We start from the raw sequence: 14,204 nt of genomic DNA, 5'->3' as shown, positions 1-14,204 counted from the left end.
GCGTTTATTTTAGGGGTTATTTTAGTTTTTTAAGTTCAGCATAACGTTTCATTGCTTCTAAATAATAGTAGTCGGCATAATCTAAAGGGGTATCAATTTCTGAATTGTAGAGAAATGCTCCCACGCTATGTTTAAGGAGGAAAAATTGGTTGTCGCCAGGTTTTGCGAGGTATTTTTCGGAGGAGAGTGTTTTTAGGAGGTCTTCGGCATAGTCGAAATATTTCGCTCCATTTTTGACTTCAGTACTCAATTCGAGAAGACCACATGCGATGACAGCGGCTGCAGAGGCATCGCGCGGAGCTCTGCCGTCTTCGTCCAGGTCGTAAGCGTTATGTACATCGAGATCCCAAGCCGGTATTTTATCGACTTGTAATGTGGGGTGATTCATGATAAATGCTGCGATATCTTCGGCCTGTTTTAAAAATTCTGTTTTATTGCTAAAGCGGTAACACATGGCATAACCGTATAAACCCCAAGCTTGCCCACGGGCCCATGATGACTCATCTGTTAGCCCCTGATGGGTCTTTTTGCTAATAACATGACCCGTTGTGGCATCGTAATCCACCACATGGTAACTACTGTGGTTAGGTCTGTAATGATTTTTTAAGGTGGTCAGGGCATGGGTATCGGCGATGCTGGCGTATGTGGGTTTATGAAATTGTCCAGCTCCCCAATAAAGATATTCCAGATTCATCATGTTGTCGATGATAACGGGATAATGAAGCCATGCAAAGTCCCACGAACGGATGGCTCCCACTTTGGGATTGAATCGCGCAGCCAAATTTTTGGCTCCATCTTCCAATACGGGGAGGTATGTTTTGTCTTTTGTAATGCGATAGGCATTTCCATAGGAACAAAACAGCATAAATCCAAGGTCATGGGTATTGGTGATGTAACGGATAGAATCGAGCGCTAATGTAAACCGTTTGGCTTGGTTTGCCAATTTCGAATCCTGGGTGAGTTCATAAGCATACCACAGTGATCCTGGAAAGAAACCTGTCGTCCAATCTTTGTAATTCGCCAAACGGACAGATCCATCCGGATTGACCGAACGAGGATTTTGACCGGGAGTATATCGTTGAGTTGCTTTGTTCAGCTGTTGACCAATAACTTCCACGGAATGTTGAAACCAACTTGGAGCTTTCGTCTGTTGCGCATAAACGGTCGTACTGCTGCTAAGCGCTAGTGTAATAATAAAGGTGCAAAATCCTTTCATCATGATTTTTTTATAAATGTAAGTCAATCATAAAAGTAGCTACCGACGGGATTTTAGACTTTCTCATTTGTTGCGGATACTTTCAAAAATGATAAACAAGCCCCTGGGATGCCTTGCAGGATAACTTGCGCTGAATGATTTTTTTGAGATTTATTTAAGTTGATACTAAGCTGGTTAGGTTTCTATTTATCAAAACTGTAAGCTTTTTTATCATTATTGAAATCGATTCAGACCGTGGAATGCTAAGTTTGTCCTAGCGGTATTGCCAAAGATATATCCACCTACTGATTATGATGATTACGCTGGCAAACGACAAACTACTTATAAACACAATTAAATTAATTAAAAACCTAATTTATACAATGAAGCAATTTTGGTTGATTTGGGTATTATTGTTTGGCTGTCTGGGCACTTATGCACAGCAAACGATAACCATTAAAGGACGGGTCCAGGATGAAAGTGGCAAGGCATTGGTCGGTGTTACTATTTTGGAAAAAGGCTCGAAGCGAAATACGGCATCGAAAGAAGATGGCAGGTTTTCAATTGCTGCTCCAGCCAATGGTGTATTGGTCTTTACCTATGTTGGATATAAAACCCAGGAAAGACAAATCGATAACCGGACAACGCTAAACATTTCCCTTCAAACGGAGGATAATAGTCTGGATGAGGTCGTGGTGATCGGCTACGGTACGCAAAAAAGGAAAGATTTGACCGGTGCGGTTTCTTCTGTAAAAGGGGAGGAGCTCGCAAAGGTGCCTGTTCAAAACGTAGCGCAAGCGTTGCAAGGACGCCTTTCGGGAGTTCAGGTAAGTACCAATGACGGTACTCCGGGGCAGAATCCTTCGATAAAAATTCGTGGTGGTACTTCAATCACGCAAAGCAATGAACCTTTGTATGTAGTCGATGGTGTCCCACAAACAGACGGTCTGGCATTTTTGGATCCGATGGATATTGAGTCTATTGATGTTTTAAAAGATGCTTCTGCAACAGCAATTTATGGTGCTCGTGGAGCAAATGGCGTCGTGTTGGTAACGACCAAAGTTACCAAAGCCGGTAAGATGAGAATTAATTATGATGGCTACGTGGGCGTGAAAAAATTTAACGCTAATCTTCCTTTATTGAATTCCTATGAGTACCTGAAGCTGCAATGGGAACGTACCGGAACCGACCAGGTCAAGAAAGACTTATTTCTCAACCGTTACGGGACTTATGATTCGCTGCAATACTACTATGGAAATAAACCGGGTATAAATTGGCAGGATGAAATCTTTGGCGGATCGCCCGTCAGCCAGTATCACAAATTGAGTATGAACGGTGGTAGCAAAGATACGAAGTTTAATGTGTTCTATTCCCGCAACGATGATAAAGGAATTATGATCAACAGCGGAGCTTTGAAAAATATTGCTAAACTCACCTTGAATCATAAATTAGGTGATAAGGTTACCTTAAATGCCATTGTAAACTATTCAAATCAGAAAATTACAGGATTGGGAACCAATGAAGGTGGAAATACAAGATTAAGTTTTCTGCAGACTGTACTTAGATATCGGCCTGTTAATGGACGCAATGATTCGGATGCTGACCTCATCGATGCTGAACGGGATCCCTATGATCCAGCACCTGAAGCACCGACTTTTCAAAGTCCAATAATAGCCTTGGAGTCACAACGACGGGAACAACTGATCAAGACCCTGAATGCGAGTGCTACCTTGCAGTATAACATTACGAAAAAACTGATCTACCGGGGGTTGGTCAGTTATACGGAGAACGGCAACAAGAGTAAACAATTTACGGATTCTCGCTCCGTTACTGCAATTCGGGCAGGAGGTCCTTTTGGGAGCATTAATGATATACAGACCAATCGCTTCAACTATAGCAATACATTGAGCTATAGCGACACCTATCTTGATCATCATAAGGTAGACTTCACCTTAGGCCAAGAATATATCCGTAATTATATGGAGAGCTTTGGTAGCGGTGCGATCAATTTCCCGCAAGTCAATCATGGATGGAACGACCTATCGATGGGGACGGTCGCTAATTTTCCGACCTCGCATGCAGAAGAAGATATGTTGCTGTCTTTTTTCGGTCGATTAAATTATGGATTTAAAGACAAATATCTACTGACGGCAACCTTACGCGCTGATGGTTCGTCCAAATTTGCTCCCGAAAGCAGATGGGGATATTTTCCTTCGGTAGCGGGAGCATGGCGTATTGTGAACGAGCGTTTTATGAAAGCTGTCCCTGCAGTATCGGATCTCAAATTGCGCGTCAGCTACGGGAAATCAGGTAACAACCGAATTGCAAACTACGCTTTCTTAGGAATTTTTAATTCAGGTTTCTATCCGCTAAACCGTCAGATGACACCGACAGCTTATCAAAGCAATTTGCCCAATCCAAAGCTCAAATGGGAGGCGAACCAGGCAACAAATATAGGGCTTGATTTCGGCTTGTTCAATCAAAGGCTAACCTTGACGACCGAATGGTACAACAACCGATCGAAAGACCTATTGTTCAATACGCGTATACCAGCGAGCTCCGGCTACACAACACAATTTCAAAATATCGGTACCACATCCAGTAAAGGCTTAGAATTTACCTTAAATACAGTTAATGTTAAAAACAATAATTTCAATTGGAGTACCAATGTCAATATTGCATTTCCGAAGACAAAAGTACTTGGATTGAGCAATGATGAAAAAACCATGGTGACCAACAGTTATACGACGTCCAATGACTATATTCTTGAAGTGGGGAGACCTGTCGGAATTATGTATGGTTATCTTGCTGATGGCTTATATACTGTTGATGATTTTGATTTCAATGCTTCAAATAATACCTATTCACTTAAAACAGGAGTTGTAAAAGATAATGTGACGGTGCAGCCCGGATTTCAAAAATTTAAAGATATTAGCGGGCCGAATGGCGCCCCTGATGGCATTATCAACGATTATGACCGTACCTACATCGGAAATGCCAACCCACGTTATACGGGTGGAATCGCGAACACATTCAGTTATAAAGGAATAGACCTCAGTGTGTTTTTGAACTTTGTAGTGGGAAATGATGTATACAACGCGAATACCCTCGCCAATATGGTCAATAACGACTACTACAATACTTTTGGGTTTATGGCCGATAGATTTACGACAATCGACGCTGCGGGCAACAATATCATGAACAATCCGGAGCAGCTTGCTGCGTTGAACCAGGGAAAAACAGTCGCTTCATACACCGGATATTCTACGGGCAGACTGTTTGATCGGGTGATTGAAAACGGCTCATTTTTACGGATCAATACTATTAGTCTCGGTTATACATTGCCTAAAAAGCTACTGAATAAAGCAAAGATTGCTAACGCACGGATCTATGTTACAGCCTACAATCTGCATGTATTTACCAAATACTCAGGTTACGATCCGGAAGTGAGTGTGATCAACAATGCGATCACCCCAGCTGTGGATTTCAGTGCTTATCCGAAGGCTAAGTCCTTTGTTGTGGGAGTTAATCTGTCTTTATAAACTGCATATTTAAAATCATATTTGATATGAACCTTAACATAAAATCTTCCAGAAATTTGCTTATCGCGGGTTTCTCTCTGTTCACCTTGTTACCCCTGCATTCGTGCAAAAAAATATTGGATGCGGAAGCGTATTCCAGCTTTACGAGTGATAATTTTTTTGCTGATGTCAATGAAGCCAATATGGCAATATTGGGCGTTTATGAAGTTATGTCTGCGGTCGATGTCTATGGTTGGAATCTGCCTATGGTCTTTGACACGGATACCGATATTGGTCAAATTTCGGGTGATACGGGCGATGCGTGGCGGGTGATACCGCATTATAAAGCTATGCCAGAAACAAATGTTTATTATACGGTTTGGAGCGCTTTTTATACGGGGATAAATCGGGCCAATACCGTGATCGAAAATATCCAGCAGATGGATCAATTTAAAAGTGGCTCGCAAGATCAGAAAGCACAGTTGAATCGCTTTTTAGGGGAAGCCAAGTTTCTGCGAGGTTTCTATTATTCGGAATTGATACGTCTCTGGGGTGATGTGCCATTTAAAATTTCTTCCTCCAAAGCGGGAGATAATTTAACCGTTGGCTTGACCGACCGATACGAGATTTATGGGCAAGTCATAAAAGATATGCAGGAAGCCGCTGAACTTCTTCCTGCAGCAATGCCAACAAACGAACGTATTAATAAATGGGCCTGTAAGGCGATGCTTGCGCGGGTAGCTTTATTTGCCGGTGGCTATTCCCTTAATGCCGAAGGAACGATGAAAAGGCCTGACAAATACAAGGAATACTATAGTTTGGCACAGCAACAGATCAATGAAGTGATAGGAGCAAGTGTCTATAAACTCAACCCGGATTATATACAGGTATTCAAAAACCAATGCATGCATAAATTAGAGTTCACTGAAAATATCTTTGAGGTTGCTTTCGCTAACCCATCAGGGACGCGCGGTAACGGTTCGTGGATCGGGTTTTGGAATGCGCCAACGACTGCAAAGGGTGTTTTTCAGCCCACAAATCCAAGGTACATCGTGATGCGGCCATTTTACGATCTATTTCAGGATAATGATCAACGAAAAGATTTTGTCGTTGCAAAATACAACATTAATGCAGCAGGAGCACGGACTTATTTAACGGGAAACAACGAAGCCAATTGGGCGGTTGGTAAATGGAGTAGGGAATACCAGTCAAATGATGCTTTGGAAGCCAGCTTCACGTATATCAATCATGTCGTGATGCGCTACTCGGATCTGTTGCTTATGCGTGCAGAAGTGGAAAATGAATTGAATGGTGGTCCAAATGAGATTGCAATTGATGCAATCAATCAGGTGCGGAGAAGAGCGTATGGTCTGGATAACATGAATTATGGCCTTAGCTTAACGATCGTTAATGGCGGAGCAGGGTACACGGCCAATCCGATCGTTACAGTATCTGGCGGTGGTGGCAATTTTGCGGCGGCAAGAATTACTGCGCGAAATACAGGCACAAATAGTTTAAAGACCCTTGTCGTGGATAATGTGGGACAGGGATATACAGCTGTTCCTAGCGTATCGATTACCGGGGGGGCAGGTTCCGGTGCCGTTGTTACCGCTGCATTTTTACCGAAGGCTACGACAGCGCAGATTGCTGTTAAACCTGGTTTGAACCAGGCTGCATTCCTCGATCTTATTATCGATGAAAGAGCAAAAGAGCTTTGTTTTGAAGGAATGCGCCGCGCAGATCTGATCCGCTGGAATAAACTGTCCAGTGCGATTGCAGAAACCAATACTAAAGTAAAAGCTATACGCGCAAATTACCCTTATCCTGCCTTTGATAATTTTGTGCCTGGGAAACATGAATTGTATCCATTCCCTCAAAATGAAACAGATGTCAATAAGGCGATAACAAGACAGAATCCAGGCTTTTAAGTCGTGCAGCAAAAAGGAAGTTCGATACTTGTGGAATTAATACCCAAAAAGTAAATAAAAAATTATAGATCAAATTACTGAACAATTCAAAAGCAGGAATGAATAGGACGCGTATTTTTCGTAAAGGTTTCGGAACCGAAACGAAAAGGAATATAATGATCATAGTGCTGTTGTTTATAGGACTTTTAGGCAGGTCTGAAGCCCAAGTCCAGCAACGACCAAATATCTTGATTATTATGACCGATCAGCAAACGGCAGATGCCATGAGTGCTGCCGGAAATAGTGATCTGCATACTCCGGCCATGGATAAGCTGGCTGCCAATGGTGTAAGATTTAGGAGAGCATATTGCGTGCAACCCTTGTGTGCTCCATCACGTACGGCGATTTTCAGTGGTCGTCGGCCACACGAAACGGGTTTTGTAGGTAATGTTCCGGAAAAAGATGGTCTTTGGCCGGATAGCCTTCTGATGATGGGGAAGATTTTTCAGGCAGGGGGGTATAAAACAGGCTATGTAGGGAAATGGCATCTGTCAATCCCCGTCTCAAAGATAAGCCAGCATGGTTTTGAATATATTCAAAACACAGATTTTTTGGATTACAACGATGCTGCGACGCCTTCCTATTGTGCGCGCTTTATCCGTGATCATAAAAAAGATCCCTTTCTGCTGGTTGCGTCTTTTTTGAATCCACATGATATCTGTGAATGGGCACGGGATGAAGAATTGAAAATGGATGTTCTCAAAGATGCTCCAGCACCCGAACTATGCCCTGTCTTACCCATGAACTGGAAAAAACCCGCACATGAGCCAGAAATGGTGCGAGAGCAACAAAAGTCTAATTTTCGTACCTATCCGAGCATCAATTGGACAGAAGGCCAATGGCGTCAGTACCGCTGGGCCTATAATAGGTTAGTGGAAAAGGTTGATAATTATATTGAGATGGTACTGGCATCTTTGAAAAAGTATGGTATTGAACAAAATACGATTATCATTTTTACTTCTGATCACGGTGATGGCTACGCTGGGCATAGTTGGAACCAAAAGCAGGTCCTCTATGAAGAATCGATCAAAGTACCTTTTATTATTTCACAAATAGGGCAAATTAAACCTCGAGTCGATGATATGTTGATCTGTAATGGTACAGATATTATACCAACAATATGCGGGTTTACGGGGGTAAAGGCTCCTTCGTATTTAAAGGGATTGGATATTAGCAAAAGGTTGTCAGCAACCCACGTAAACCTGCGCGATACCTTGGTTGTGGAAACTGATTTTGCAGATAATGAAGAGCTCTTGGGGATCAGTGGCAGAGCAGTTATTACCGATGGTCTGAAGTATATTGTATACAGCGAAGGTAAGATACGGGAGCAACTATTTGATCTTGCTAAGGATCCAGGAGAGACAAACAATCTGGCAGTAGTGCCTGCTTATAAAGCAAAATTAAAGTCTATGCGTCAGTACCTTAAATCTTGGTGTAAAAATAATGGTGACGCTTTTGAACAACATGTTTTATAAGATGGTAACACATTCATAACTATGAAAACTTTATTATATCTTTTTTCAACCGTTGTCGCATTGAATGTATCGGCGCAGGAGGCTGGAGTGATTAAACTGAGCCAGGATAAACTGCATGCACGTGTACGTGAGTGGCCTTATCCAATGGGGGGGACGGTTGTTTCTTCCAATGCTCCGGCGTTGATGTGGCCTGCTACAAATGGTACGCAGATGGTCCTGCCGATGGAAAGTGGAAGTGAAGTACCGCAGGATCCAGGTATTGCTGATGTACGGTACAAAGTTGTTTTAGCTAGGGATAGCAAATTTACCAAAAATGTCATCGCAAGTGATGTTCAGGCCTGGGCGGTGTATCCGTTACATCAGTCCTTGGCCCCAGGTTCCTGGTATTGGAAATATGCCTATGCAAAGAATGGAAGCGACAGTTGGACATGGTCGCAGGTGTATGATTTTGTCATCGATGCGAAGACGCAAGGTCAACAAGTATCTCCGCCTGTAAGTGAGGTGCTTGCACGTAACCAAGTGGCCCATCCGCGATTATGGGATATGCATACACGTGGCGAAGTGTTTTATAAAAATAACCGGAACAATCCTGAAGCACATCATTTTATTGCCTACGCTGAAAAGCTGATGCAGGAACCTTTGCCAGTGGAAAAGCCAATGCGCGTCATCGATACTACGGGTAAGACGCCGCTCGAAAAGAAGAAGATTATCGAGGCGATGTACCATGGTTTTGGGGATGCGGTGGGGACACCGATCAGCAATCTGTGTATTGCTTACCAGTTGACCAGAGACGAACGCTTTTTACGCGATGCCAAACGACGAGCCTTGAATATCGCGCAAATGGATCCCAATGGACTCGCAACGGGTGACGATTTTACAAGTGGAGCAGTGCTTGAAGCTTTGGGCTGGTTTTATGATACAGGATATCACATCTTGACAGAAAAGGAGAAGAGCTTATTGCAACAGATAATAAGATTACGGGCGAAGCGCGTATATGACCATTTGCCCAATAGGTTCGAATTACATGTCAGTGATAACCATATTTGGCAAATTACCATGCGTAATTTGACCATTGCCACTGTAGCGGTTATAGGGGATGTTCCAGAAGCGAAAGAATGGTTGTCGTATCTCTACGAGGTGTGGAGTGCGCGTTATCCTGTATTGGGGACAACAGATGGCGGTTGGCATGAGGGCAATGGCTATTTCAAAGTCAACTATAAATCTATGATTTACCTAAGTCAATTATTCGGCGATCTTTCTGGGGTTGATTATTACCAGCTTCCTTGGATGAAGAATCTTCCATTTTACCTGATGTATACGCATCCACCTGCATCGGCAACAACTGCGTATGGAGATATGTGGGAGAACACGCCTTTTATGACCAGACAGCAAGGATTATTTGCTGATGCCTTTGCTTATCGTGCCGAAAACCCTTATTTAAATTGGTATGTAGCAACGATAAAAAAAGACAATCCCGAGTATTTTACAAGGCCTTCTGATGATTATCTTTTTTATCGGCTACTTAATTATAATCCTTACCGGAAGCTGCCTCAGCAGTCGCCAGAGGATCTCCCTAAGCTGCGAAATTTTGCTGATGTGGGTGTTGCGGCCATACATTCCAATTTGGCAGATACAAAAAAAGATTTGAGTAGCTATTTGATGAGTAACCCATTTGGTTCATCTGGACATGGAAGTGCTTCACAAAATGCGATAACAGTCAACTTTAAGGGAAAGACGGTTTTTGGAGGTTCGGGTTATTACGGTAATTTTAGTGATCAACATAATTTACTCTACTACCGTACTTCAAGAGCATATAGCACAATATTGGTGGATAGCCTGAGCCAAAAAATTGGAGAGGAAGGGTATGGATGGATTCCTCGTGCGCTAAGTGGCGAACGGATTCAATACGCATTAGGAGATGCAAGTAATGCTTATGGTGCTATTGAAAGTAGTTTTTGGTTGAATAGGTTTGACCAGTTAGGAATTGATCCTAAGTCAACGGGTGTATATGGTGATGTGGGGGTACAAAAATATCGTCGTCACATGGTACAGCTGGAGGGCGGAATAATCGTACTGTATGACGAGCTTGAAGCAAAACAGCCAATAAAATGGACCACCCAATTTCATGCACCCTATTATGCAATGAAGGCCCTGCCAGCAATGGACAGTAAAGTCCAAAACTTTGAAGTAATGATGGAAGGAGGGCATGCAACGGCCAGCGTTTTTGCGGCTGTCCCAATAGGGATGAAGATCCATAATAAATTTTCTGAGCCAGCTGTCAATTGGGCCAATGTAAAGGACGTCAATGGCGATATTAAAGAATTTAAAGATCAATGGCATTGCGGGGTTACCTCTACTGCGGTGCAGAAGATGCGATATTTGACAGTCATACAGGTTAAAGATGGTAAACCGCAGGTAATTAAAAGTATCCATACTGGCGACGGCCTTACGGTATTGCAGGTAGGTAATTGGCAGATAACTGTCCAGCTTGATGGTTTGAAACCTGCAAAGCTACAGATCGGTGATGCTGCATCAGTTTTTGATTACGGGGGGGGAATGGTAATCGATTTTGCAGGTAAAAAATACACGCGAAAACAGGAAGGTAGCACATTGTTAATGGAGGGCTCTAAAGGGAAAGTTCAGCAATATGAAACGATCGATGTCCTACCGGATGTGGTGAAATACGATGCTGTCAGGTAATGGCTCCTCTATAGAAAATCTTCATTTTGGTTATCAATTGCATAAAAGGTCTTTCCTGACTAAGATCAACTCGATTTTAATTGGGTTGACCTTTGTGCATTGGTTATTTTTTGAGTTAAAAACGAGTTCAGCATGCAACATGTGACGATAAAGGAAATCGCTAAAGCACTAAATTTGTCTTTTTCTACGGTATCGAGGTCTTTAAACGATAACTATCAAATCAGCGAGAAGACTAAAACCTTGGTGAGGGACTATGCTTCCTCGGTTAATTATATTCCCAATTTGGCTGCAAAGGCACTAAAAACGGGTACTTCTAATTCAATTGCTGTTGTCGTTCCATTCTTGTCAAGCCCCTTTTTTGTTGATTTTTTTGAGGAAATCACGATGTTGTTTTCGAAGACAGATTACAATGTTATTCTTTTGCAGACCTTTAATAATTCGATAAAAGAATGTGAAGCTTTGGATGTGGCGATCCAGAATCGGGTGGCAGCCATTATTATTTCGCCTGTACACGATGATTCCAACGGTTCAAAACTAGCCTATATTCAAAAACAGGTGTGTCCAGTGGTACTTTTTGATCGAACTAACCATCAATTGGAAGCCAATAAAATTGGGGTACGGCATGAACGCGAAATCGCTATGGCTGCTACACAATTGTTAAAACAAGGTTGTAAAAATATATTGCTTCTCTGCTGTAAAGGTATCGGTGCGAATGATGCACGAATTGCGGGCATAAGGAGTGCATTTTTAGGTAAGCAAGAGCAAGAATATAGCTGGGCTGTTCTTGAAATTGAATACAATCATCCGAATGAAGATTTGAAAAAACAACTTCTTCGACTCTTGAAAGAACAGAAGGAGGGGGTATGGTATGATGGTATCATTGCAACAACGGATACATTAACAACAAGAGTTTTGCCCTTGCTATTAACCTATGAAGGAATGCTTACTGACTGTGTTCAGGTTATCGGTTTTTCAAATACCGCTTATGTAAGGATCCTTAACCCCACTTGGACTGTTTTTACACAGCCTTCACGCCAAATGGCGATAAAGTGTTATGAAACGATATTGGAATTAATTAACTATAAAAGATTACAGATCACCCCAACGTATAACACTGTCTTTTTGGATATAATTCCGGGATAAAAAAGATTCTTGTATTAGCAGTAGCGAGGTAGATGGTCGGGTGGGACAAGCGTAACTGAATCCTCTATAAAAAGGGAACACTCTTTTTATAGAGGATTCAGGAGCTTTCCTGAATTGATTTTTACTGGTTGATATCTAGTTTTAATGATTTGACTTTGCCATCTAGTGTTAGTTTGATGTCAAGTAGACCATCCTGATAATTGTTGTCTTTGTTTTCGGTGAGCGAGATCTTCGGCACCCTGTTTCCTTGATAAGGGTATAGGATACTCACCAAAGTGCTCATATTTTCATGACTACCTTTAGTTGTTTCAAATACAAATGCAGGACGATCAATTTCTTCGCCATAGCTATAGGAGACTTTCCCTTCTTCCCGCTTGAGGCCGGCCTTGCGGTTAAAGCATTGAATCAGGAGGTTATTTCCATCTGAATATGTTGTGTTAACGGCATTTGTTTTACTGTTATAATCTGGTTTGCTATCTTCTTTAAGCTGATAATGGATGCCTATTTTGCCTACAGCGTCTCCGATGGCCCGGTCGATAATTACAAAGTATTTTTGGTCGACAAAAAGAACCGTACGTTGGTGCTTCAGATTGGTGTAACTTGGGTTGGTATAGGTTAATACGGTTAAGTCTTTACCTGTTGTCCATTTGTTTTGCTGCGCTTTATTAATGAGCATGTTTTCATTGTTCAGTGTGAGGGTACTGTGTACGCGTGTCTGCCTGAACCAATCTCTTTTTTTCATGATCGCTGCATCGCCGCTGTAGACAAAACAACCCGCGTCGGGTGTAAAATTTCGTCCATTGGCCCATAACTCAAACGTTCCATTGTCAGGTTGAGCATGAAATTCACCTGGAGGACTTGCTTTAAGCATCAGGATGGTTGCAGCATTTGTCCAACCATTTCTAAAGGTATAGAATCCGGCTTTACTTGAGGCATTGGACAACCAGGTGGGCGCCTTTCCTTGTTTGCCGTCACTGGCAAAGTATTGGATAAAAGGATTTTTTGGGAATAACTGAGCCCAGGATGAAAATTGTTTGAGCTTAAACTCTTTTTTTCGGATCCAAGAATCACCAAACATAGGCTGGTTATAATTTGGAAAAGTAATGTTGATAAAAGCCAGTACCATTTTTTCAATGGTACTTTTATAACTGGTGGGAAACTCGTGCTCAAGGCCAAAATGCTGTGCGCTTCTGTAGGCTTTTGTAAAAATATCAATCGAAGCGGCATGATATACCGGAGATAATTCAAACTGAACACCATCGGAATAAACCTGTTTCTTTATTTCGGTATTAAGAACGTCAATTCCACTTTTTCGCCAATTATCGGCATGTTTTAGCTCTGGAAAAGAACCACCGGCAAAAAGGACGCGCTGAGCTTCAAATAAACGATGGTTGCCTGCTGTGGCATAATGAGTTGGCAAATAGTCGGCTTGTTGGTGGTAGCTGTTTAAAACGCGAATAAGGAATTCAGGTGTGAAATGTGGCGACTGAAGAAAAATACTGATTACCGGTACTAAGCTTTGGATTCGGTCGGATACTTCTAATGGCCGCCACGCAAATCGATCATTATCCGCAGATAGTCCCAAAGGATTCTTTTTTACCCAATCGTCAAATTGATATATCCACTCTTTGGCATATTTTTCGTCCTTGGTTTTACGATAGGCGAGTGCCATAGACAACCACCATTTAACTCGATGTAACTGCCAACGGACTTCATTGTCCTTGACTGGCCATAACTGCCAATTGATATCCTGTCCAAAATCAAAAAAACCATAGCTTTCCTGTGTTTTAAAAAGATGTCTGAGGGCATTGTCTGCAGTTTCGCGCGTTGCAGCACTAAGTGGCCCTACCGTATCGACAGCCGTTTCCATGTTGCTAAAGTCAGGTTCGTTTGCATGCAGCTTTGTTTTATAGTATTTTAATAAAGCGGCAGCTGCTACATCAAATCTGTTGCTCTCTACAGCATTCTTTACTGCTTCTAGACCTGGGTAATCGAGGTTGATGTTGGTAAAGCTAGACTTATCTATTTTTTGCTGCGCCTGTACCACCCCCTTGAATAAACATAGGAGACAAAAGAGAAAATATAAATAGCGTACTTTCTTATTAAGAGTCATCATAGTTGTTTGATAAATTATGTTTTTTATGGTCTTTAAATAGAGGGTGAATTTATCGGAAAATTTAAGATTAGGCTTTTAAATTTCGAT

7 protein-coding genes are annotated in these 14,204 nt (G+C 42.0%); 5 read left to right on the top strand and 2 right to left on the bottom strand.

Annotated features, from left to right (window positions below; all coding sequences use genetic code 11):
• Nucleotides 1–16: 16 nt before the first annotated feature.
• Nucleotides 17–1,219: a glycoside hydrolase family 88 protein gene (locus GVK91_RS08730; protein WP_235032830.1), complete on the bottom strand. Its 1,203-nt coding sequence runs from the start codon at nt 1,217–1,219 to the stop codon at nt 17–19.
• Nucleotides 1,220–1,578: 359 nt separating this feature from the next.
• Between GVK91_RS08730 and GVK91_RS08725 the strand changes: the two genes are divergently transcribed.
• The 5 genes from GVK91_RS08725 to GVK91_RS08705 all read left to right on the top strand — a co-directional run bounded on the left by GVK91_RS08725 (nt 1,579) and on the right by GVK91_RS08705 (nt 12,001).
• Nucleotides 1,579–4,737 carry a TonB-dependent receptor gene (locus GVK91_RS08725; protein ID WP_159727945.1) on the top strand — a complete coding sequence of 1,053 codons (3,159 nt, stop codon included), beginning with the start codon at nt 1,579–1,581 and terminating at the stop codon, nt 4,735–4,737.
• A 26-nt stretch (nt 4,738–4,763) separates the two neighbouring features.
• Complete coding sequence (locus GVK91_RS08720) at nt 4,764–6,644, top strand: RagB/SusD family nutrient uptake outer membrane protein (RefSeq protein ID WP_159727943.1); 1,881 nt, start codon at nt 4,764–4,766, stop codon at nt 6,642–6,644.
• Between the two features lie 155 nt (nt 6,645–6,799).
• Nucleotides 6,800–8,158: a sulfatase gene (locus GVK91_RS08715; RefSeq protein WP_159727941.1), complete on the top strand. Its 1,359-nt coding sequence runs from the start codon at nt 6,800–6,802 to the stop codon at nt 8,156–8,158.
• Between the two features lie 21 nt (nt 8,159–8,179).
• Nucleotides 8,180–10,858, top strand: a complete 2,679-nt coding sequence (locus GVK91_RS08710) for a DUF4962 domain-containing protein (RefSeq protein WP_153847847.1) — start codon at nt 8,180–8,182, stop codon at nt 10,856–10,858.
• A gap of 132 nt (nt 10,859–10,990) precedes the next feature.
• The gene (locus tag GVK91_RS08705) at nt 10,991–12,001 is read left to right on the top strand and encodes a LacI family DNA-binding transcriptional regulator (RefSeq protein ID WP_153847848.1); all 1,011 of its coding nucleotides are present in this window, start codon (nt 10,991–10,993) and stop codon (nt 11,999–12,001) included.
• A 121-nt stretch (nt 12,002–12,122) separates the two neighbouring features.
• On the opposite strand, the gene hepC is transcribed toward GVK91_RS08705, so the two are convergent.
• Nucleotides 12,123–14,117 (bottom strand): heparin-sulfate lyase HepC, encoded by a 1,995-nt coding sequence (gene hepC, locus GVK91_RS08700; protein ID WP_159727938.1) that lies wholly within the window; start codon nt 14,115–14,117, stop codon nt 12,123–12,125.
• Nucleotides 14,118–14,204: the final 87 nt, after the last annotated feature.

Origin of the sequence: Sphingobacterium sp. 18053 (genome assembly GCF_902706145.1) — a bacterium.
GTDB classification, from domain to species: Bacteria; Bacteroidota; Bacteroidia; order Sphingobacteriales; family Sphingobacteriaceae; genus Sphingobacterium; species Sphingobacterium paramultivorum.
The sequence above is the reverse complement of the archived record's forward strand: the minus strand, read 5'-3'. Positions and strand labels throughout refer to the sequence as shown.